The following is a 22196-nucleotide window of genomic DNA, read 5'->3' on the forward strand; positions in this document are numbered from 1 at the left end:
ATGCACCAACATTTTCACGCCAAATCCTTAGCATTTTATGGGGCTATGACTGCTGCGGTCTTTCTACTTTTTCAAGCTGTCACAGCCTATGGAGAAAAGCAATTAAAAGCACCCGTTAGTCTTGGGGGTGACTATACCATCGAACTAGAAAACCCTCCTCAATGTTTAAAAAATCGAGATCTAGTTTTAAAAATAGAGCAATCAGGAATTTATGTTTTTGCAAATTTAGGGTTAAAAAATGCTGAACATAATCGAGATAAAATTCAATTACAGGGCAACCTTAAGGATCATAAAATGAACATATCAGGAACTTTAAATCCATTCTTTGTTTGTGCAAATGATTCCTTAAATTCTTTGAATATATTGACTTTAGAAGGTATATTTAAAGAAAAAGAAATTACAGGTAAACTCGATACTCCAACTTTATCAAATCCTATTAATTTTAAAGCTGAGTTAAATCTTGTTTCCCCATCAAAAAAACAAGCTCATTAATCCTATCAACAGGAGGTAATTTGTTTAAAATTATGAGTAATCTGCTGGTAAAATCTCTATTTATTTAAAACAAATGTTATCACTAGAAACACTGGATTCTTTAATTGCTGGAAGTATTTTTGTCGGAGTTATTATTCTGATCATGGGAGAGTGGTTACACCTCACCATTGCAGCATTTTTAGGATCTCTCCTCCTGATCTTTTTCCACGTCATGAGTTTAACTGAAGCTGTTCACTATATTAGTCGTAGTTATGCAACTTTAGCTTTGTTTTTTGGCGTGATGATTTTAGTTAGAGCCTTTGAACCCACTAAAATTTTTGAGTATTTAGCGGTTAAAATGATTTGGTTAGCCAAGGGAGAAGGGAAACGATTACTATTAGGAATAGTAGCGTTAACTACCCCCATTTGTGCTATGTTACCCAACGCCACAACGGTAATGTTATTAGCACCTTTAATTCCTCCCATTGCTCAGGATGTAGGCATTGATTTTGTCCCTTTATTAATTTTAATGGTTTTCATTGCCAATAGTTCAGGATTATTAACCTTAGTGGGAGATCCAGCCACATTTATTGTCGGAGATTCGATTAATATTAGCTTCGTAGATTATCTACAACGCTTGAGTATTGGAGGAGCATTAGCAGTTGTTAGCGTGGTGATTTTATTGCCTATTTTATTTCGTAAAACCTGGAATACTAAATTTGAACATTTAGAAGATTTACCCCATCCGCAAATTAATCATCCTCGAACTTTAGCAATGGGGGGATTAATTATGGCTTTTGTTTTAACGTTTTTTGTCATTGGAGAAACCCTACCCGTTCCCATTTCTCCGGCGGCGGTGGCGTTATTAGGAGCCGCTTTAGCCTTAATGTTAGCCCATCACAGTAAAATTGATACGGTTAATCATATTTTGCGGGATTTAGACTGGAGTACCTTAATTTTCTTCATGTCAATTTTTGTCTTAATTGGAGGATTAGAAAAAACAGGAGTCATTAACAGTTTATCAGGACTTCTAGCAATTATTTTAGGAAAAAATATCGCTCTGGGTTCAATTTTACTATTATTAACAGTAGGAATTATTTCTAGTGTTGTGCCAAATATTCCCTTAGTTGTGGCGATGGTTCCTTTGTTAAAGCAATATTTAGTTAATGTGGGATTTGTGGGCGCAGAAGTGCTTGACCCTGCTTTTAACGGACAGTTTCCCCCGGAAGTATTACCACTATTTTATGCAATGATGTATGGAGCAACATTAGGAGGAAATGGCACATTAGTGGGGGCTTCTTCTAATATTGTTGCGGCGGGAATTTCTGAACAACATGGACGAACCATTTCGTTTAAAACCTTTCTTCGGTATGGGATTCCGGTAATGGTTGTCCAATTGCTAATGGCGATTTTATATGTTACGGTTGTGTTTCTAATTAAAGGTTAATTCATGATTTCTGTAGGAATGGGAGGAGAAACTTCTACTTTTTTCCACTCTAAAACCGCATAAACTTCTACAGGTTGTTTACGACCTTTAACTTTGACTTCCCCTAAACTTTTCAAAATAATATCTTGATGAGTTTCTATAGCAGCAGCCGTTGATTCATTAATTAAAATATTATATTCAGGATATTCTTTAGTTAAGGTTTCCAAACGTGCCGCCACATTCACCGCATCGCCAATCACCGTATATAATAACCGTTCTAAAGAGCCAATTTGTCCCGCAACCACTTCTCCACTACTAATGCCAATTCCCGCATGAATGGGTACTTCCCCCCGTTGAATGCGCCGTTGATTCAATTCTCCCAAACGTTCACGCATGGTTAATGCAGCGGCCACTGACCGCCATTCTGTTTCTGCTGGGGATAAGGGTGCTCCAAAAATTACCACAATTGCATCGCCAATAAAATTATTTACATATCCTCCCCAAGGACGAATAGCTGCGGTCATTTCCGTTAAATATTCATTGAGAAATGCTACAACTTCCTGCGGTTTCATTTCTTCCGATAGGGTAGAAAAATTGCGAATATCACTAAATAAAACCGATACCCAACAGAGTTCTCCTCCTAATTGTAATTGACCTTGTAATAATTTTTCTCGCACTTCTGGCGAAACCACACGGCCAAAAATATCCCGTTCTCGTTCTCGTTCTCGCAGTCCCACAATCATCTTATTAATCGCCTGGGCTAACACTTCTAATTCTTGACAGGTTTGAATCTCCAGTTTTGCCACTTCTAAATCCCCATTTTCAACGCGATAGGTTACTTTCTGAATCTGTTTAATCGGTTTAACAAAAAATCGATCACTGATAACAATTCCTAAAGCCGTCGTTCCAATAATTAATGTGGTGATAAACACCAATAAAATTTTATTGTTTCTTTTAATTTGATCCATATATTTATCTTCAGGAATAACTGTTCCCACCAACCAATCTAATTTATTCATGGGAGTCAATGATATATAATAAAATTTGTGGGTTTGGGGATCTTCGTAACCCCACTGTTGAGGGTATCTAACCATTTTTAAGTCAATTCCCCGTTTTTCTATAGTTTTGACAGCAAGCTGAAAAGCAGGATTTTTAGAGTATTTTAATAGCTTGAGTTGAGGTTGATCTTGACCTTTAATTTGAATGGGATTATGTTCATTGGGATCAGTAGAAGCAATCATTTCCCCTTTAGAGTTAATGACGAAAACATCAATATTTCTACGTCCTTTTTGTTGTTCCTTTAAACGTTGAGAAATTTGTTTGAGTTCAAAACCGACACCAATAATTCCTAACAATTCATCTCCTTGATAAAGGGTGACATTAGAATCAATCCCTGGTGTATTGGTTGAACGATAAACATAAACTGTCCAAGCCGCTTGACCCGGTGTTTTCAAAGCATCTTGATACCAAGGGCGATGAGGAGCATACCAATTCGGTTCTTCAATTTGAGTTGTTCCTATAAATTGGAGATCTTTTCCTATTAATTGATAACTATCCGTAGTTTTTACTGCTAATTTTTCATCGGGATACCATTGACGAAAATGAAGTTTTAATAAGTCTTGAGGATCTAGTTTAGACCGATCATTTCCTACAGATAAACGTTGTGCGCCAACATAATTACCATTAGGATAGGCAAACTGAACAAAACTAAAATTTGGATTAGATTGCAAAACACTGAGAAAAAATTTATCTCGTTGTTGTGGATCATTAATATCAATTAAATTTCGAGTAATGGTACTCCCGATTAAATCTTGTGTATAGGATACATCTTGAAATAAATCGGCAAATTCTTTAGAGGTTGATAGGGCAATTTCTTCATTAATTTGAGTCACAATCTGATCGATATTTTTTTTAGAAGTAAAGTACCAGGAAAAATAAACAATTGCTGTAGTAAAACTGATCATTAACAGAATAAAACCTGTAAGCAGAGTTGTTAAACTGATGCTGGTTTCGATTCCCTGATTTTTGTGAATTCCTTTCATGATGATCTGGCGATAGGATAGGGTGGATTAAAAAAATTCCATTCCTAGTATGTTGACTAGATTGGGATGATGGATCAAGTTACGGTGTTCTAACGGAAGAGTTTGAATGTAGATGCAGGAGTTGGTGGGGCTCTGTAAAATATAGTACCTAATTCATGAATGTGTGTAACCCTAAAATAAGTTTAATGAATCGATACTGATCAAGTAAGGTCGCCTTAGAAGTTAAGATATAGTTTAGAGGCATCAAATTCAACCTAGGGAAATTTCTTCATAGGTATCCTTCTATACTAACAATGAGATATTTCAGGGGTGCTATATCGATACCAGGAGGGTGATTATCATTGAAAGCTCGATTCCATAAAATATTTAAAGGGAAAATTCTTAATGTTTTCTTCATCATAGTGGTAGGAATTGGGATTTTGTTTCCATCCCTAACTTCATTCTCTCAAACTCATCAAGCTCCAGCCACAATCCGGGAAACAACAACGTTAGTAACCGTCCCCTCTTCATCCCCCAATAATCCGGCTGCAAAACCCCCTGAATCAAATCCAGAACTCAGTTTAGGAACCTACGGAACTGCGGTTAAACAATTGCAAAAGCAACTCAAGCAAAATGGTTATTTTACAGGGCCAATTGATGGGATTTACGATCAAACAACTGAATTAGCTGTCTATAATTTTCAAATTAGTATGGGATTATTGGCGGATGGGGTTGTAGGTCAAGAAACATTAAAATCTCTCAATAATTCTTCTCTATTGACTGCCTGGACTCCTGTATCAACTCCTCTAAATTCTTCCTCTAATCTTCCTCCCGATATTCAAGGAATTTTGGATCGAGGGATACTGGTTGTTGCGGTTTTAGGAACGGATAACCCGCCCTTTTTTAGCGAGAATTCCCAGGGTAAATTAACCGGATTAGATATTGATTTAGGTCAAGCCATTGCCACAGAATTAGGGGTTAAAGTTAAATTTGATCGGTCGGCAAAAGTTTTTAATGAAGTTGTAGATTTAGTGTATCAGCACAAAGCCGATATTGGCATCTCGAAATTAAGTATTAGTATGGCAAGGGCTAAAAAAGTGCTGTTTTCTTCTCCTTATGTCAGTATGCGTCAAGGATTGTTGGTGAATCGTTTAGAATTAGCGAAGAAAGCTCAAAATAAACGTCCTGAAGAAGTTATTCAAAATTTAGATGGAAAATTGGGAGTGATTAAGGGAACTCAATATGCGCTATTTTTTGCCAAAACTCGGTTTCCCCAGGCTCAAGTCGTTGAATTTGAAACTTGGGATGACGTTGTAGAAGCGGTGAAAAAAGGAGAAGTCCTAGCTGCTTATCGAGATGAATTAGAAGTGAAAAAAATTGTACTCGCTCAACCTGATTCAGCTTTAGATATTCAAACCGTCGCTCTCACGGATACTAAGGATGCACTGGCGATGGTTATTCCCTGGGATTATGACCATTTCCTAGCGTTTGTCAATACTTATCTGGATCTCAATAACTTAAACTATACTGTTGAACAGTTAATTAATAAATATCCAGATATTTTTAAGCAGGAATCCTAAATTCGAGGAATTAATAATGGGACACAGGAGAGTCTACCCATGAAGTTATCAAAAAAAAAGAGTTTGAGATCTCAGGTTATTAATATTTTAAAGAATCCTTGGCTCCTGCTAATTAGCATTATTTTTTCCATTGCCACAGGATTGTTAAAACCGTCCCTGGCTTTTCAACTTGAACCCATTGGTCAGATGTATTTAAGCTTGCTTAAAATGTGTGTTTTGCCGATTTTAATTTCAGCAATTACAATGAGTATTGGGCGACTTATGGCTTCTAATAATGCGACAAAATCCATCAAACGCATTATGATTATCTTTCCGGTGTTAATGGTATTCATTGCCGTAACTGCAATATTAGTTGCTGGAATCACAAAACCGGGAACAGGTTTAAGTACAACAACCCTACAAAACCTGGGAATATTAGTGAATAAATCAGGAATTGATTTAGAAGTCGCATTAAATCAACCTTTACCTCCCTTAAAAAATCAGCCTGGATTAGGGAGTTTTGTGATCAGTATGATTCCCGATAATATTTTTGATGCCCTGAGTAAAGGGGATACATTAAAGGTTTTATTTTTCTCGATTATTTTTGGGATTTCTTTGGGAATGGTTCAAGATAGCACCTCTGCATCTCAGGCTTTTTTAGATGGTTTAGAAATTATTTATCGCACCTTTAATAAATGGATTAGTTGGTTAACCTTGCTGCTGCCGTTTGGTTTATATGGTTTACTATCGGCTCAAATTGCTCACACCGGATTAAACGTTGTGTTTGCCATGGTGAATTTTATTGCGGTGGCTGTTTTTACCTATTTATTAATTTATGCCGTGAGTACCATTTTGATTTGGGTGCGATCTCGATGTCCATTAAGTTATGTCTTCTCCATGGCTCAAGAACCCACAATTTTAGCCTTAGCAACCACAAATGCTTTAGCGTGTTTACCCTCAATGATTTCTACCATGAGTCAGGGTTTAAAATTTTCTCTACAAACCACAAACTTAGTTGTTCCTTTGGGGATCACGGTCGGTCGTTTTGGTCAAGTGGTTTATTTCACTTTGGCGAGTATCTTTGTTGCCCAACTGTATCAAATTTCGATTGGTGTATCGGGGTTAGCCATTATCATTGTCGGTTCGATTTTTGCTGGAATGGCCAGTTCAGGGGCGACCGGAATTGTGACCTTAACGACCCTGAATGTTGTTCTTAGACCTTTGGGATTACCCTTAGAAGCCGCCTTAGTTTTATTTATTGCCATTGACCCGATTATGGATCCCTTTCGGACATTATGTACGGTACATACGGGAATGGCAGCGACGGCTTTAATTGCGGATCAAGATCCTAATTTTTTTAGCTTAGAATCAGAATCTCAACAAGATTTGATTACCACTTAAACTGGGTTGACGCTTCTGGTGCAAATTCCTCGGTTAAAATCTGTTCTTCAACCGGATAGGTATGACCCGAACAGTTAATCACCACTCGTTCTTGAGGTTGGATGATTCCCCGTTGAGCCAGTTTGATTAACCCAGCAAAAGCAACAGCCGTGGCAGGTTCCACAGAAATTCCTTCGGTTTGGGCTAACAGTCGAGTCACGGTATAGGCTTCAGCATCCGTTGCTTGTTCCATCGCTCCCCCATATTTCTGCATTAAATCATAAAGCCAGCTATAGGCAAAACCCGGATTTCCTGTTGCTAAGGTGGCGATCGCCGTTTTTGGGTCTGTAACCGGAATGGCTTCCCGTTCACCTTTTTCAAAAGCTTGTACCATCGGGTTACAACCGGAGGATTGAATCATTCCCAAACGGGGCACTTTATCGACCATTCCTAACGCCATCATTTCCTCAAAACCTTTAACCACTCCAATGGGCCCCATGGCTCCACTCACCCCCTGAATAAACCAGTCTGGGGCTTGTCCGTGCAGTTGTTCGCCTAACTCCAGGGCCATTGTTTTCATGCTTTCCCCACTGGTAAAGCTTTTCAAGCCACTATCTAAAAAAATCCCCTGATTTTGGGCAAATTCCGCAGCGACTTGTTTGGTTTGATCATAGGTTCCAGGGACTTTAACGACTTCTGCACCATATAATTGAATTTCTCGGATTTTTTCATCGGGGGTTAAACCTGACAGAAACGCCCAAAGTTTAATTCCCGCCCTAGCTGCATAAGCTGAATAGGAAATAGCCACATTTCCGGTTGAGGCTAAAACCATTTCTTTAATTCCCTGTTCCTTCATCACCGAAATGGTCACGGAAGCTTGTCGATCTTTAAAGGAACCTGTAGGGTTTTGACGTTCATCCTTAATATAAAGATAATCTAAACCGATTAACTTTCCGAAGCGTTGGGCCTGAATTAAGGGTGTCCAACCTTCTCCTAGGGTGACAATATGATTGGAATCAAATAAAGGTAAAAGTTCGTGATAGCGCCACAAACTGGGGTAACGAGTGGAAAGTTTGTCTTTCCAATGACAATGAACTAACTCTTCAAGATCATACTCGGCTTGAAGAATGGTTCCACCACACAGAGGACAGACAATGGATGCTTTTTGATAAGCGGTAATCTGAGAACAATGGGTGCATTTCAAATGAATTTCTTTGGATTTTAAAAACATTCTTATTCCTTTGCACATAAAATTTAACCAAACTTACAATTAAGTTTCGACTGACAACAAAACTTAACAGGAAACCATTGACCCTGATTCACAATATTCTCTACTTTCAATTGTTACATTACGATTTGAGGGCTGTCAAAAAAACAAGTTTTATTGCCTCAATTGTGCAGCCGTCATGTTCTGGTTGACTATGAGTCCAATACCAACGCTATAACCTCCAACTCAGCAACTGGGTCGTGCTGTCTACTAGCATTACAGAAGAGGGATAGGTACGTTTGTAAAGTTAGTCTAAGATTCACCCGGCAATTTTTGCCGAATTTAGTCCTATATTTCGATCAGATATTTAAAGTTCTCGTAAAGTTGCTGAAGAGCTATTGACAGTGAAGAGAATGCTTGCTTAACATTAAGAGGCAACAAGACAAGAAACTGTTAATAAGTTCCAGAAAATTATCATCAGTTTATCTGAAAATTACTTAGCCAACATCACTGATTTGGTTGATGTTGGTACTTGATCGATTTGACTGATAAATCTGATTTAGATTAACCAGAGGGAAAAAATGAAACGATTCCAAAAAATTTCTACCGTTATTACTGCTATTGCCGCTCTCGGTATGATTGAAGCACCAGCATCAGCTTTTACCGTGACTCAAAATAATAATACTTCTGCTTTGCTGAATGCCCTTTTAGGAAACACCAATGGTTTAAGTAATTTTTCCACCAGTATCACCGGAAACGCCGATGCTTTTGGCTTGTTCCAAAATGATCCATTTGGGTTGAAATCTGGGATTGTGATGAGCACTGGGAGAGTAGTAGACTTACCCGGAGTGAACAGCAGCAGCGTATATAACCCTGATTTAAGCACAAATTTTGGGCTATTCGGTGATACTCCTGGTAGTTATGACTTGGCTAAATTTGATATCAGCTTTCACGCTGACAGCACCGTAAACAAGATATATTTCGAGTATGTCTTCGGTTCAGAAGAGTTTGTCGAGTATGGGGGAACCAGTTTCAATGATTCTTTTGAATTATTGCTTAACGGTGTAAACCTAGCGCAATTAAGTAACGGTCAAACTGTTACTATCAACAACCTTGTTAGTAACCCTAGTGGGCCGTTTCACCCAGACTATATCAACAATCCTGCTGGCCCAGGTACGGTAACAAAACTGGATGGCTACACGAAAAAGCTAACTTTTGAAGGTTTGCTAAAGCAGAACGACACAAATACTTTAAGCATCAAAATTAAAGATCTCGCTGATGGGATTTATGATTCAGGGGTATTGCTTAAAGGTGGTTCTCTCGGAACCGTCAAACCACCTAAAGATGTTCCTGAACCCGGAACAATTATCGGCTTAGTCTTTGCGGCAGGAATAGCTGGTGTGGCTCGGCGTCTTCCATCGGGGCGGTTACACAGAACAGATAAATCTTCCAATTCTTGATAAATTTCGTTCCCTCGTCTTCTGAGAGAGTCTGAATAAAGTCTGAATAAGTCTGATTGACAATCCCCCGTCAAGCCGGCGCGCTCGACGGGGGATTGTTGTTTCACAGAAGAATGCAATAAGAGTGCAAGCACGATAGCGTTACGCAATCTTAGAATAAATAGGGAACAGCTTAACTAGGAACAGTAAGCAGTGAAAGGGTTTAAGGACTAAAAACTGTCCTTAGTGTATAGCGTTAGGCTATAAGTTAGGGTAGTAAAAACCCCCTGGATACAGTCAGGGGGTAAAATTAGATCAAAGATTAATTTAGGCGTGTAGAGTTAAAGCTCTAACTAGGGCTTAACTTAGTTAAGATTCGGTTGAGCTTCCAGAACACTTTCAGGAACCCCTTCAAATTTCTTGAAGTTGTCCACAAATAACTGCGCTAATTGTTTGGCTTGTTTTTGATAGGCTTGGGGATTCTTCCAGGTTTGTACCGGATCTAAAATTTCAGAAGGAATTCCTGGGATATTTTCGGGTACTAACACTTTGAAAATCGGATGGGGATAGAACTTGGCGTTGTCTAAGGTTCCATTGACTGCCGCCGAGACCATAGCGCGAGTATAGGAGATCGGAACCCGTTGTCCGACTCCGTAGGCGCCACCCGACCATCCGGTATTGACTAAATAGACGTTGGTTTCGGGGTGTTCTTCTAATCGTTTCCCTAATAATTTGGCATAGACTGACGCAGCCAAGGGTAAGAAGCATTTGCCAAATCCGGCGGAAAAGGTGGCTTCTGGGTCTTTAATTCCCCGTTCTGTTCCGGCGACTTTACTGGTATAACCGGACATGAAGTGATACATGGCCTGTTCTTTCGTGAGTTTGGCAATGGGAGGTAGCACACCAAAGGCATCTGCTGTTAAGAAAATAATTGTTTTTGGATGGCGACCAATCCCTGGAATCACTGCATTAGGAATATACTCGATGGGATAGGCAACGCGGGTATTTTCCGTTAAGCTGCCATCATCATAATCAGGAACACGGGTGTCATGGTCTAAAACCACGTTTTCCATTAAAGACCCAAACCGAATCGCATCCCAAATTTGCGGTTCCTGTTCCCGACGCAGTTTAATGGTTTTGGCATAACAACCGCCTTCAAAGTTAAACACCCCATGATCTGACCAACCATGTTCATCATCTCCAATTAAATAGCGTTCGGGGTCAGCCGAGAGGGTGGTTTTTCCGGTTCCCGATAAACCAAAGAATAGGGCGGTGTGTCCGTCTGCATCCATATTGGCGGCACAGTGCATGGGTAGCACATCGGCTTTAGTCATAAAGTAGTTCATCAGGGAGAACACGGATTTTTTGATTTCTCCGGCATATTTTGATCCCCCAATGATCACCATTTTTTTCGATAAATTCAGGACGATAAACGCTTCACTATTAATGCCATCATCTTCAGGATCGGCGTGTAACCCTGGAACGGCAATTACGGTAAAATCAGTGTGATGGGTTTTGAGTTGTTCGGCGGTGGGGCGAATAAACAATTGTTGGGCAAATAAACTTTGAGAGGCTCGTTCTGTAATGACTCGTACACCATATTGATAGTGAGGATCAGCACCCACATAGCCATCAAAAATGTATAAATCCCGTCCTTGAACATAAGACCGAACCCGACGATACAGACGATCAAAATTGAATTCCGGGATAGGAACATTCATTTTGCTCCAGTGAATTTCATCCCGGCTTTCGGGTTCATCGACAATGAATTTATCATGGGGTGAACGTCCGGTATATTTTCCGGTTTTGACACATAGAGATCCATTGGCTGCGAGAATGCCTTCAGCACGAGCTATGGAATGTTCAACTAAGGTAGGAATGGGTAAGTTGCGATAAACATGACCTAGGTTTCTGAGTCCTAATTCTTCTAATCCATAATGGGGTAATTCTAATAAATTTGGGTGTTCTGAATATTTTTTAGTCGTATTATTTGTGGGAAAAGCACCTTCCTGCTCGGCTAATCGATTATTAATTAAAGTTGAAGAAGACACATCTTGATAGACATTGTGATTAACGGTATTTGTGGTTTCCATTGTTTCTAGTCTCCAATAAATAAGAGGTTGATAGGAAATTTTCTAGGATTGTGGAACAGGCATCCTGCCTGTTAATAAAAATGAAGAAGGGTGAAAAATTGAAGAATCACTGAACTTACAAACTCGATTATGACTGAGTTAGTGATGTTCAAATCATGTGTATCATTTTAGTTTTCAGGTTGCTAGTTTAACCGTTGCTATTCCCGATTTGGGAGCGTTGACTTCTGAATATTCAGTTAGGACGAGTTTGATATTTGATCTTTAACTTAACCCTTGTTGACAGTTGCCTTGAGTTCGTGAAAAAAATAATTCAGTTCCATGAACTTTCGCTACTCATCATCATACACAGTTTTCCCTGGCAGAACATTAACTTTCTTTAAAAGTTTCTTGTATTTTTTTTGCAATTCCTTAAGAAATAATGCAAGATGCAGGTTTTGCAATTAAATTTTCTATGAGTATGCAAATGTCAGTATTTCCTGATACAAATTAGAAACAAAATACCACTTAATCCTAATCCTACCCCAAAAAACTAAAATTTTTCAGGTAGTCCTGGGGGTTTATGTAAAAAATCATGACAAAATAAGGTGCATCGTTATCTACATCTCAAGTCAAGAATATGTACGAAAAGATTACTCCACCCACCACAGGCGAGAAAGTCACCTTCAAAAACGGCGAACCCATTGTTCCTGATAATCCAATTATTCCCTTCATTCGCGGAGATGGCACCGGAATTGACCTCTGGCCGGCTACAGAAAAAGTTCTGAATGCGGCTGTTGCTAAAGCCTACGGCGGCAAACGTCAAATTAGCTGGTTTAAAGTCTACGCTGGGGACGAAGCCTGCGAACTCTACGGTACTTATCAATATTTACCCGAAGACACCACCACCGCCATCAGGGAATATGGAGTGGCAATTAAAGGGCCATTAACCACGCCCATCGGTGGCGGCATTCGCTCTTTGAATGTGGCCTTACGGCAAATTCATGATCTATATGCCTGTGTTCGTCCCTGTAAATATTACACCGGAACTCCTTCTCCTCATAAAACCCCTGAAAAATTAGATGTGATTATCTATCGGGAAAATACCGAGGATATTTATTTAGGAATTGAATGGCGTCAGGGAACGGAAATCGCCGAAAAATTAATTAATATTCTCAATACCGAATTAATTCCGGCGACTCCTGAACATGGGAAAAAACAAATTCGCCTCGATTCTGGAATTGGGATTAAACCGATTAGTAAAACGGGTTCTCAACGGTTAGTTCGTCGTGCCATTTATCAGGCTTTGCGTCTGCCTAAAAATAAACAAATGGTGACGTTGGTGCATAAAGGTAATATTATGAAATACACCGAAGGGGCTTTCCGAGATTGGGGTTATGAATTAGCAACAACGGAATTCCGCAACGAATGTATTACAGAACGGGAATCTTGGATTTTAGGAAATAAAGAGAAAAATCCTGATCTGTCTTTAGAAAACAATGCTCGTCAAATTGAACCCGGTTATGATGCCTTAACACCGGAAAAACAAGCTGAAATTTGTAAAGAAGTAGAAGGGGTTCTCAATGCTATTTGGGAAACGCATGGTAATGGGAAATGGAAGGAGAAAATTATGGTCAATGACCGTATTGCTGATAGTATTTTCCAACAAATTCAAACCCGTCCTGATGAATATTCTATTCTGGCTACGATGAATTTAAACGGGGATTATTTATCGGATGCAGCGGCTGCAATGGTCGGAGGTTTAGGTATGGGGCCAGGGGCAAATATTGGCGATGAATGTGCGATTTTTGAAGCCACTCATGGCACAGCACCTAAACACGCAGGTTTAGATCGAGTTAACCCGGGTTCTTTGATTTTATCGGGGGTGATGATGTTAGAATATATGGGGTGGCAAGAAGCGGCAGACTTAATTAAAAAAGGGTTAAGTGGTGCGATCGCAAATCAAGAAGTCACCTATGATTTAGCCCGATTAATGGAGCCTCCCGTTGAACCGTTGAAATGTTCAGAATTTGCCGATGCAATTATTAAACATTTCGATGATTAATGAAGGATTAAATCCTTAAGATATCCAATATTGATGGGTGTTGTAAAACTTTTACGCACAGTGTTTTTACAACACCCATAAATGGGTAAAAAAGTATTACTTTATCAAGGAATTTAGATATTAGAAGTAATATATTCTCGGAGGCTAACTCGAAGTTGTTCTACAAGATCACCAACCACAAATTTGATCTCCTTACAGGATATATTTCCACTTAATAAATCTTCTAATAAAATATGGCATAAATCCATATCATTATTATTGTGTCGTTGCAACTCAGATTCAGCATCTGGGCAAAGCCCACTTGCAGTAACAATCACACCCGCAAACATTCCTTCACGCCTTAAGTTTTCTACAAAAGCGTTAATTGTATCCCTTTCAAAGCTGTCTCGCTCAATCTTAATATTAAAACCTGCTTGAGCTTCAACCAACTCAAATTCGCTTTTAGCAATGCTGACCGGGAATTGTGTACCATCAGGTTTCCGTTTCAACTTTTCTGTAATCACACGTTGTCTGATGAGAATTGGAATTCTTCCATCTATACCTCCGTCACCAGTACCACGCCGACGAGGTAATCCTGTAGCTTGTGGAGTTGGGTCGCCTCCTAAAGCACGAACAATTCGGTTTCCAATCTCCCTTTTTTCGGTTGGATTACGAGAAATTAAATTTTCAACTAGCTTTCTTTGTAGTTTTCCCATCATTATTACCTAGCGGTTTTTTTAATAAATTAATACACAAACGAAATACTGTGTTAATAGCATCTTCTACAGTAGCCAGAGGCCCTAGAGCGTTTTCAGGGTAGATTTTGGAGTATAAAATTTTCACCATCCATTGAGGAATATCAGTCTGTTGCAAATTGTTTTCAGTCTGACTTTGAGATGATTGAGATACTATGTTTAGTAGTTGGCTAATAGATGTTTTATCGAAGTGATCAATAATGCTTGGCTCAATATTTATGTAATGCCCTGAAGTCATAGCAAATGCAGTTTCAATTAACTTTACTGAGGATTCGGTACATAGATAGCTCCTTAATTGATTTAATAAGTCTTGATCTAATCGTTCAGCATAGAATCTTATAGTTACATGAGTTAAATTCCCTGAAGATTCTTGAATTTTGTTGTTAAGAGTCTTAGTTACATTTTTGAATATAACATTAATAGCATCTTCTACAGTCACAAAATTTTGATGATTCGTAGAGTAGATTTCGGTGCTGCCTACAATTAGCACTATCCATCGAGGAACATCAACTTTTTGTAATTCTTTTTCAGTTTCACTTTGAGATCTCTTAGATATGATCCCTTCGAGTTTTTGAGCAGGCTTATATTTGATTTGGCTAATAATGGCTTTATCAATATCCATGTAATACCCACAAGCTAAAGCCAATGCAGTTTCAATTAACTTTTCTGATGCTTTCGTGCATAAATAGATACCTAATTGGTTTAATAAGTCTTGATCTAACTGTTGAGTAGAGAATCGTATAGTTATATTGTCTAAGTGATTTTGTACATTGTTGCTTAGAGTTTCAGTTAGCTTTGACATAATTTTTTTAAATCCCAAGCTCAGAGAGAACAGAACCCAAAGTTTTTGAGAAAACTTCATCAGATGTAAAATCGAACGGAGATAAATTTACAAATGGCAACCATTGATTTGACAAAAATTCATCAATAGAAGCAGCCTCAACTTGTTTATATACTTGGTGGTAAAGTTGTTCATAATTATCATTATGATGACGATTATTTACTACAATTCTTGCCCTTGGAACTAAGTTAGTCAGAAGACCAAAATTTAAAAGGGATGCAGTTTCCTCTACTATATCTTCTACCCCAACCGAATCATCAGGTACAATTGGAATGATCAATCTCCAACCTCGTTGTGTTACAATAGTAGCAGGAACTTTATAGTAGTCATCAGTATCAGCAACTAGAAAATCGTAATCTGATGCTCCTGAGAAAGAATCGGGTAAAGTCTCTGTTTCTGGAATATCGATTTTATTGGTACTGTTATTGAAGTAACTGGTAGATTCCAAAAACCTTGCCATGCGGCCTCTCCCTGCAAGATCTAAAGCCCAAACACGTTTGTTTTGCTGGGCAAGTAGTAGAGCAATATTCGTTGCTACTGTTGTTTTTCCTACTCCACCCTTAGTTGCATTGACGACTATCTTGATCACTGTACTGTATTCCTCTGGTAATGTAATCCATTTCTGGATTAGGCTAGTAATAAACGTACCTTAAGTTTGTAAACAAGAAATATTATAGCTCAATTAACCAAATAATTGATTAATTTCAAGACTAAATCCTAATAAAATAATTTGTGTATTAACAATATCGCCAGCTTTAAACGCTAAGGTTTGATTTTCTGTAATAATTAAAACTCGTTTATTTTCAGGAAAAACTAACCAAACTTCCTGACAACCGGACTCTAAATATTCACTGGCTTTAGCAAATAAATCCTCCGCCGCATCACTGGGAGACACAATTTCAGCGAGGAGGGGAGGACTTTGGGGTAAGGTGGGAAACTCCCCAAATTGTGTTAGTAATTCCGGTGTGAGATAGGACACATCAGGACGGCGACCTTGTTTTAAGGTACGACAGGGAAGCTCTGTATAAGCATCTCCTCCTTGTCCTGATTCAACTGCGTAATTTCCCCAATAACGACCTAACCGACATTGAATCTGGCTATGTTTAATTGTCATTCCGGTTGTCTCCACCAATTGTCCATCCACCCACTCTTGATGATCGGGAGGATTTGCCATAAAATCTTCTAGGGAAAAGGTTTCTGTTTCTGTGACAGTAGCGATCGCCATATTCATTCATTCGCCTTGGCAGAACTGACAAATATTATTATATCAAATCGGGATATAAATTTATCCTATCTTGATCTAATTCAATCTAAATTAACGGGATTAATTCTCTTGTGAATAACCCAAATCCGGGAGTAAATCGGGTTGTTGGGAAGCGTTAACTGCCAAGCGATCGCAACATTCATTTTCTTCATCTCCAGCATGACCTTTCACCCAGAGAAATTGAACTTGATGCTGTTGAGAAATATTGAGTAATCTTTCCCACAAATCGGGATTTTTAGCAGATTCTTTTGGATTACGTTTCCAACCATTTTGTTGCCATTTCTTCGCCCATCCTTTGCACATTGCATCCACTAAATAGCGAGAATCCGTATATAAATTAACAGCACAAGGAAACTTTAAAGCTTCTAATCCGACAATTGCCGCCATTAATTCCATGCGATTATTTGTGGTAAGTTGATAACCCCCCGATAATTCCTTGCGATGGGGGCCATACATTAACACGACGCCATATCCTCCTGGCCCTGGATTGCCACTACAGGCTCCATCGGTATAAATTGTAACTTCTTTTAAATTGTCGTTCATAATCTCATCGTTGAAACCTGACACCTGACATCCGTTGCGCTATCATAAACAACAGACGTTAAGTTTTGTTGCATACCCTTGACTGCCAGTATTAGAAGACTCGAACCCGTTACTCAACCAACTGCTTGGCATCGTCTTCGGTGTCGATGGCAGGGGGATGAAGCTATTGTTAAACAAGGACTACCCCACAGTCAACTGTCTCCCCCTTGGCAAATTTTACTCTTAGGAGATGGTTCTCCGACTCGACATTTACAACTGTTAACCGGGGAACCCACAGAGGTTGATGTGATTGATATGTCAGCCATTGGCATCAGTACGGATAATGCCCCAGAGCAGATTTTAGCCGTTCCTGGCCCCCGTGTGCGCCGTCAAGTGTGGTTAAGAACCGCATCAGGACAACGGTTAGCTTACGCAACTTCTTGGTGGGAAGCCAGTCATGTTGATGAATATTTACAAAATCGGTCGTTACCCATCTGGGCAAGTTTAGCACGATTACGGACGGAACTGTATCGGGATGTGCAGGGAATTTATTATGGCGATAGCAAAGCCTTAGAATTAGCCTTTGGCGAATCAGGGCCATTTTGGGGACGTCATTATTTATTTTGGCATCATGGCAAACCGTTAACTTTAATTTATGAAGTTTTTTCCCCTTATTTAACTCAATATTTAGGACAGACAGGAAACTGTTAATTGTTGGCTATTTACTGTTTACTGTTGACAGAAGAATAGATCTGTGGAACAGGCATCTTGCCTGTTAATTTTGGTTTCAAAAGTTAATAATTCCCTCCTCTGGATTTGCTCTCTATCCCCGTCTATTTCAGCTTAGAATAATCCCAATAAAACTCACAAAATTCTTCAAAAGGGAGAGGAGGACTAATAAAATACCCTTGAATGAAATCACAACCTTGTTGCGCTAAAAAATCTTGTTCTAATTGAGTTTCGACTCCTTCAGCAATCACTTTAAAATTAAGCTGACGAGCGAGGCGAATAATCGCAGAAACGATAGCAGAATTTTTATTATTTTGAGTAATATTTTTAATAAAACAACGATCAATTTTTAAAATATCAAATAAGAAATTTTGAATATAACTTAAAGAAGCATAACCTGTTCCAAAATCATCAATAGCAATTTCAATTCCTAATTCCTGTAACTGTTTAAATTTTTCTAAAGTTAAATTAATATTATGAACCAGGACGCTTTCTGTTAATTCTAATTTTAATCGTTGAGGTTCTAAGCCTGTTTGATCTAATATTGATCTCACATCTAATACGAAATTCTCATCTTCAAGCTGTTGAGCGGAAATATTAATCGCAATTTCAATCGGAGGAAGTCCAGCATTTTTCCAAGCAACAGCTTCAGTACAGGCAGTTCGTAAGACCCATTTACCCAAAGGTATAATCAAACCTGTATTTTCAGCAATGGGAATGAATTCCGCCGGCGAAATATTTCCCTTTTGAGGAGATATCCACCGAATTAATGCTTCCGCACCCACAATTTCCCTCGTTTTTAAATCAGCTTGAGGTTGATAGTAAAGACTAAATTCATTATTTTCTAAGGCTTTAGCTAATTCTAAATCTTGTTTGGTGAGTAAGATAATTCGACATTCTTCTAATTGCATGACTTTTCGTTCTAATATTTCTAAAATTCCATACAATTCTAAAGGGTCTAAGACCTGAACTAAATTACTCTCAGTTATAATTCCTTGTAATTCTCCTTGTTCACCCACGACAGCTAATCGTCTGATTTTATGTTTTTGTAAAATTTGCTGTGCTGTTGATAAAGTTTCTATGGATTTAACTGAAAATAAAGGAAAACTCATGACTGTCTCGGCGGTGAGATTTTGTAAAGTCAGTTCTAAAGCTTGCAGTTGTAAAATATCTCGTTCTGTGACAATTCCGACCGGATATAAAAGCCCTTCTTGTTCGACAACAACAACAATACAACTAATATTATATTGAGCTAAAATTTGGGCAACTTCTCGAACTGGGGTAAAGGGATAAACCGTCATGACATGACGAGTCATGACTTCTGAAACTTGACGAAACCTTAAAAAATGGTGATAATTTAAAACTTGTCGCAAGCTCGTTAAGGTGACTAAACCTAAAACTTTTTTCTGTTGATTAAGAATGGGTAAGTGGCGAATTTGAAAGCGACGCATCATATTATAAGCCACAAAGACATCCGTAAATTCTTCATGGTTTAAAGTAATTACGGGTTTTACCATCACTTCTTTAACCGTTGTTTGAGAAAGATTTTCCCCTTTAACTGCTAATTTAACCGTATCTCGTTCTGTTAAAATTCCTACTAATTCTTCATTTTCCATCACCAATACACATCCAGGAGAGTGAGAAGGAAGAGTTGAATTTTCAACCAAATTAGGGGCTTCTGAGAGTAAGCATTGTTGTTTATTGCTTTGATTCATTGCCATGAGTGCCTGTAACAGAGGTGTATCGGGTGTCACGACAGCACAAGCAGGAATAATCGCATTTTGGAGATTAATCATTTCATCTAGCATTTTGAAACTCATGGAATTTGGTGGACTTTATGATAAGAAGGGAAAATTCATTATTCGTATTATGACTCTATTTTTTGCTTTTTAAAAGTAATCTAACTTGATTGAGGTCAATGATATCACCCCAGACCGAATCATTAAGGTATCTTTTTGAAAGAGGCTTTGGGAAATTTAGCTAGAAAACCCGTCGATAAGTTAACTATATTGCATAAGTCTTAGCTAGAATAGAGGGTTAAAGCCCAACAACAGGTGTTGAGTTACGATCTTCGCAGCTTACCATAGGTATCGTTTTTTCCTCTAAAATAAAAATGGGTTATAATTGATCTATAGGATCTAAAATCTATCAAGTTTGTTTAAAATCTTAGTTAGGTTGGTTTGATGATCACAAAAACACCTGATGTTGTCCAATCCCAACTGTTGAAAGTCTTATCCCAATTATCCTTATCTAAGCAAGAGGAAGTGTTGAAATATGCACTTTTATTACATAAAAAACAACAATTTCAGGATTGGGATAGTATTTCTGATCAAGAAGCTGCGGATATAAAAGCTGAGTTTGCTGATCAAGATTTAGCTTATTCAGAAGGGATTTTAAGCGATTATTTGTATCAGCTTCACCAAGAGGATGTTAAGTGATGCGGGGAGATGTTTATTTAGCTGATTTGAATCCAAGTCGCGGTTCAGAACAAGCAGGTATTCGACCCGTTATTGTTGTTCAAAGAAATACGCTTGACCGCTTTACTACAACTGTAGCAGCATTAGAATATACATTACAACTTGATGAATATGAAGATCAAGAATAAAGTAAATTTTGGAGTCAGTCATTAAAAATTAAACTTTTTTTATGAGGCGTGAACGCCTTATCATGAGGGTTTCACGCCTGGTTATAAGAGAATTAACCTAAGTTTAAATCCGTCACAGCCCCCACACTACTAGATGAAACTAATTTTGCATATTTGGCTAAAACTCCTTTCGTATAACGAGGTTTTGGAGCTTGCCAAGTTTGACGACGTTGGGCTAATTCTTCATCGGAAATATTAACTTGCAGTAACCGTTGATGGGCATCAATTGTGATGCTATCTCCCTCTTGAACTAAACCAATATTACCGCCAACTGCCGCTTCTGGAGCAACGTGACCGACCACCATTCCGTAGGTTCCTCCAGAGAAACGACCATCAGTAATTAATCCGACTTTATCGCCTAAACCCGCCCCAATAATTGCCGAAGTTGGTGCTAACATTTCCCGCATTCCTGGCCCGCCTTTCGGCCCTTCATAACGGATAACAATGATATCGCCAGCGTTAATTTTTCCGGCTAAAATTGCATCCAAACATTCTTCTTCGGATTCAAAAACCCGTGCTGGGCCAGTAATCACAGGATTTTTAACGCCTGTAATTTTAGCAACGGAACCTTCTGTGGCTAAATTGCCTTTTAAAATGGCTAAATGTCCTTGAGCATACATGGGATTATTCCAAGGACGAATTACATCTTGGTCGGGGCTAGGTTCGGAGGGAACATCAGCTAATTGTTCGGCTACAGTTTTCCCTGTTATTGTTAAGGCATCGCCATGAATTAAGCCTTTTTCTAATAGCATTTTCATGACTAACGGAATACCACCCGCTTTATGTAAATCTGTGGCGACATAACGACCACTGGGTTTTAAATCACATAAAACCGGAACTTTAGCGCGAATTTCTTCAAAATCATCAATGGTTAATTCAACCCCAATGGCATTGGCAATGGCTAATAAATGTAAAACTGAATTGGTTGAACCGCCGACAGCCATAATTACAGCGATCGCATTTTCAAAGGCTTTTCTTGTTAGAATTTGACGAGGAAGAATGCGATTTTTAATAGCATCTCGTAACACATAAGCCGACTTTTCTGTACTTTCGGCTTTTTCCTCATCTTCTGCCGCCATTGTAGAGGAATACATTAAACTCATTCCCATCGCTTCAATAGCGGAAGACATGGTATTTGCGGTGTACATTCCCCCACAGGAACCCGCCCCTGGACAGGCGCGACGTTCCACTTCAATTAATTCTGTATCATCAATTTTTCCAGCACTATATTGTCCGACGGCTTCAAAGGCGCTAACAACGGTTAAATCTTTACCATTATAATGTCCGGGTTTAATCGTTCCACCATATACAAATATAGCCGGAATATTCATACGAGCAATCGCAATCATTGCCCCCGGCATATTTTTATCACAACCGCCAATTGCTAAAACTGCATCCATACTTTGGGCGTTACAAGCGGTTTCAATTGAATCAGCAATAACCTCTCGTGAAACTAAGGAATATTTCATTCCTTCAGTCCCCATAGAAATGCCATCACTAACGGTAATTGTTCCGAACATTTGTGGCATCGCTCCCGCTTGTTTGAGGGCGGCTTCTGCGCGTAATGCTAGGGTATTAATCCCCATATTGCAGGGGGTAATGGTGCTGTAACCATTCGCAATTCCAACGATGGGTTTGGTAAAATCTTGATCTCCAAATCCCACCGCCCGTAACATAGCACGGTTGGGAGTGCGTTGAGTTCCTTGGGTAATAGTTTGACTTCTAAAGTTATCGGACATGGATAGTTCCTCGGACTTGTGGGTTGTGCTCCAACGGTTCAACGACGTTTTTTTGTAGCGTTGTTCCTCGCTGTAAACCCGTTTTT

19 protein-coding genes are annotated in these 22196 nt (G+C 38.9%); 9 read left to right on the forward strand and 10 right to left on the reverse strand.

Annotated features, from left to right (window positions below; all coding sequences use genetic code 11):
• Together NMK36_RS16695 and NMK36_RS16700 are read left to right on the forward strand one after the other, a co-directional pair.
• Positions 1-492, forward strand: a complete 492-nt coding sequence (locus NMK36_RS16695; RefSeq protein WP_072719148.1) for a hypothetical protein — start codon at positions 1-3, stop codon at positions 490-492.
• Positions 493-565: 73 nt separating this feature from the next.
• On the forward strand, positions 566-1918 hold the full coding sequence (locus tag NMK36_RS16700) for an ArsB/NhaD family transporter (RefSeq protein WP_072719149.1): 1353 nt from the start codon (positions 566-568) through the stop codon (positions 1916-1918).
• Here NMK36_RS16700 and NMK36_RS16705 read toward each other — a convergent pair.
• Positions 1915-3861 carry an adenylate/guanylate cyclase domain-containing protein gene (locus tag NMK36_RS16705; protein ID WP_254174214.1) on the reverse strand — a complete coding sequence of 649 codons (1947 nt, stop codon included), beginning with the start codon at positions 3859-3861 and terminating at the stop codon, positions 1915-1917. The genes NMK36_RS16700 and NMK36_RS16705 overlap by 4 nt on opposite strands.
• Before the next feature lie 419 nt (positions 3862-4280).
• Between NMK36_RS16705 and NMK36_RS16710 the strand changes: the two genes are divergently transcribed.
• Together NMK36_RS16710 and NMK36_RS16715 are read left to right on the forward strand one after the other, a co-directional pair.
• The gene (locus tag NMK36_RS16710; RefSeq protein ID WP_083579993.1) at positions 4281-5498 is read left to right on the forward strand and encodes a transporter substrate-binding domain-containing protein; all 1218 of its coding nucleotides are present in this window, start codon (positions 4281-4283) and stop codon (positions 5496-5498) included.
• Positions 5499-5537: 39 nt separating this feature from the next.
• Positions 5538-6878 carry a dicarboxylate/amino acid:cation symporter gene (locus tag NMK36_RS16715; protein ID WP_072719151.1) on the forward strand — a complete coding sequence of 447 codons (1341 nt, stop codon included), beginning with the start codon at positions 5538-5540 and terminating at the stop codon, positions 6876-6878.
• Here the strand turns inward: NMK36_RS16715 and NMK36_RS16720 are convergent.
• Positions 6868-8088 (reverse strand): threonine synthase, encoded by a 1221-nt coding sequence (locus NMK36_RS16720; RefSeq protein WP_222425234.1) that lies wholly within the window; start codon positions 8086-8088, stop codon positions 6868-6870. The genes NMK36_RS16715 and NMK36_RS16720 overlap by 11 nt on opposite strands.
• A gap of 557 nt (positions 8089-8645) precedes the next feature.
• Between NMK36_RS16720 and NMK36_RS16725 the strand changes: the two genes are divergently transcribed.
• Positions 8646-9524, forward strand: coding sequence for a choice-of-anchor L family PEP-CTERM protein (locus tag NMK36_RS16725; RefSeq protein ID WP_083579994.1), 879 nt, complete (start codon positions 8646-8648; stop codon positions 9522-9524).
• 344 nt (positions 9525-9868) lie between these two features.
• On the opposite strand, the gene pckA is transcribed toward NMK36_RS16725, so the two are convergent.
• Entirely contained in the window at positions 9869-11596 is a 1728-nt protein-coding gene (gene pckA / locus NMK36_RS16730) for a phosphoenolpyruvate carboxykinase (ATP) (protein ID WP_072719153.1), read from the reverse strand.
• 616 nt (positions 11597-12212) lie between these two features.
• On the opposite strand from pckA, the gene NMK36_RS16735 reads away from it, so the two are divergent.
• Complete coding sequence (locus NMK36_RS16735) at positions 12213-13637, forward strand: NADP-dependent isocitrate dehydrogenase (protein WP_072719154.1); 1425 nt, start codon at positions 12213-12215, stop codon at positions 13635-13637.
• Between the two features lie 113 nt (positions 13638-13750).
• Here NMK36_RS16735 and NMK36_RS16740 read toward each other — a convergent pair whose 3' ends face one another.
• From NMK36_RS16740 to rnhA, 5 genes are all read right to left on the reverse strand, one after another.
• Complete coding sequence (locus NMK36_RS16740; RefSeq protein WP_139295049.1) at positions 13751-14335, reverse strand: hypothetical protein; 585 nt, start codon at positions 14333-14335, stop codon at positions 13751-13753.
• Entirely contained in the window at positions 14304-15173 is an 870-nt protein-coding gene (locus NMK36_RS16745) for a hypothetical protein (RefSeq protein WP_072719156.1), read from the reverse strand. Before NMK36_RS16745 ends, NMK36_RS16740 begins: the two co-directional genes overlap by 32 nt.
• Positions 15174-15180: 7 nt before the next feature.
• On the reverse strand, positions 15181-15801 hold the full coding sequence (locus tag NMK36_RS16750; RefSeq protein ID WP_072719157.1) for an AAA family ATPase: 621 nt from the start codon (positions 15799-15801) through the stop codon (positions 15181-15183).
• Between the two features lie 93 nt (positions 15802-15894).
• Positions 15895-16437: a Uma2 family endonuclease gene (locus NMK36_RS16755; protein ID WP_072719196.1), complete on the reverse strand. Its 543-nt coding sequence runs from the start codon at positions 16435-16437 to the stop codon at positions 15895-15897.
• Positions 16438-16536: 99 nt separating this feature from the next.
• Positions 16537-17019, reverse strand: coding sequence for a ribonuclease HI (gene rnhA / locus NMK36_RS16760; RefSeq protein WP_072719158.1), 483 nt, complete (start codon positions 17017-17019; stop codon positions 16537-16539).
• Positions 17020-17109: 90 nt separating this feature from the next.
• Here rnhA and NMK36_RS16765 point away from each other — a divergent pair, with 90 nt between their 5' ends.
• Complete coding sequence (locus NMK36_RS16765) at positions 17110-17709, forward strand: chorismate lyase (protein WP_245824241.1); 600 nt, start codon at positions 17110-17112, stop codon at positions 17707-17709.
• A gap of 122 nt (positions 17710-17831) precedes the next feature.
• Here the strand turns inward: NMK36_RS16765 and NMK36_RS16770 are convergent, their stop codons facing one another.
• Complete coding sequence (locus NMK36_RS16770) at positions 17832-19535, reverse strand: EAL domain-containing protein (protein ID WP_072719160.1); 1704 nt, start codon at positions 19533-19535, stop codon at positions 17832-17834.
• 375 nt (positions 19536-19910) lie between these two features.
• Here NMK36_RS16770 and NMK36_RS16775 point away from each other — a divergent pair, with 375 nt between their 5' ends.
• Together NMK36_RS16775 and NMK36_RS16780 are read left to right on the forward strand one after the other, a co-directional pair.
• A complete protein-coding gene (locus NMK36_RS16775; protein WP_072719161.1) occupies positions 19911-20165 on the forward strand; it encodes a hypothetical protein in 255 nt (84 codons plus the stop codon).
• Positions 20165-20332, forward strand: coding sequence for a type II toxin-antitoxin system PemK/MazF family toxin (locus NMK36_RS16780; protein ID WP_072719162.1), 168 nt, complete (start codon positions 20165-20167; stop codon positions 20330-20332). The genes NMK36_RS16775 and NMK36_RS16780 overlap by 1 nt, the downstream gene beginning before the upstream one ends.
• Before the next feature lie 92 nt (positions 20333-20424).
• Here NMK36_RS16780 and ilvD read toward each other — a convergent pair whose 3' ends face one another.
• Complete coding sequence (gene ilvD / locus NMK36_RS16785) at positions 20425-22110, reverse strand: dihydroxy-acid dehydratase (protein ID WP_072719163.1); 1686 nt, start codon at positions 22108-22110, stop codon at positions 20425-20427.
• Between the last annotated feature and the right edge of the window lie 86 nt (positions 22111-22196).

The sequence above is a fragment of the Planktothrix pseudagardhii genome (assembly GCF_904830925.1).
Lineage (GTDB): Bacteria > Cyanobacteriota > Cyanobacteriia > Cyanobacteriales > Microcoleaceae > Planktothrix > Planktothrix tepida.

Bases quoted from the DNA above. Each gene is read 5' to 3' on its own strand.
- NMK36_RS16775 (WP_072719161.1), top strand. From the start codon at position 19,911: ATGATCACAAAAACACCTGATGTTGTCCAATCCCAACTGTTGAAAGTC.
- NMK36_RS16740 (WP_139295049.1), bottom strand. From the start codon at position 14,335: ATGATGGGAAAACTACAAAGAAAGCTAGTTGAAAATTTAATTTCTCGT.
- ilvD (WP_072719163.1), bottom strand. From the start codon at position 22,110: ATGTCCGATAACTTTAGAAGTCAAACTATTACCCAAGGAACTCAACGC.
- pckA (WP_072719153.1), bottom strand. From the start codon at position 11,596: ATGGAAACCACAAATACCGTTAATCACAATGTCTATCAAGATGTGTCT.
- NMK36_RS16755 (WP_072719196.1), bottom strand. From the start codon at position 16,437: ATGGCGATCGCTACTGTCACAGAAACAGAAACCTTTTCCCTAGAAGAT.
- NMK36_RS16780 (WP_072719162.1), top strand. From the start codon at position 20,165: ATGCGGGGAGATGTTTATTTAGCTGATTTGAATCCAAGTCGCGGTTCA.
- NMK36_RS16735 (WP_072719154.1), top strand. From the start codon at position 12,213: ATGTACGAAAAGATTACTCCACCCACCACAGGCGAGAAAGTCACCTTC.
- NMK36_RS16745 (WP_072719156.1), bottom strand. From the start codon at position 15,173: ATGTCAAAGCTAACTGAAACTCTAAGCAACAATGTACAAAATCACTTA.
- NMK36_RS16700 (WP_072719149.1), top strand. From the start codon at position 566: ATGTTATCACTAGAAACACTGGATTCTTTAATTGCTGGAAGTATTTTT.
- NMK36_RS16715 (WP_072719151.1), top strand. From the start codon at position 5,538: ATGAAGTTATCAAAAAAAAAGAGTTTGAGATCTCAGGTTATTAATATT.
- NMK36_RS16705 (WP_254174214.1), bottom strand. From the start codon at position 3,861: ATGATCAGTTTTACTACAGCAATTGTTTATTTTTCCTGGTACTTTACT.
- rnhA (WP_072719158.1), bottom strand. From the start codon at position 17,019: ATGAACGACAATTTAAAAGAAGTTACAATTTATACCGATGGAGCCTGT.
- NMK36_RS16770 (WP_072719160.1), bottom strand. From the start codon at position 19,535: ATGCTAGATGAAATGATTAATCTCCAAAATGCGATTATTCCTGCTTGT.
- NMK36_RS16725 (WP_083579994.1), top strand. From the start codon at position 8,646: ATGAAACGATTCCAAAAAATTTCTACCGTTATTACTGCTATTGCCGCT.
- NMK36_RS16695 (WP_072719148.1), top strand. From the start codon at position 1: ATGCACCAACATTTTCACGCCAAATCCTTAGCATTTTATGGGGCTATG.
- NMK36_RS16720 (WP_222425234.1), bottom strand. From the start codon at position 8,088: ATGTTTTTAAAATCCAAAGAAATTCATTTGAAATGCACCCATTGTTCT.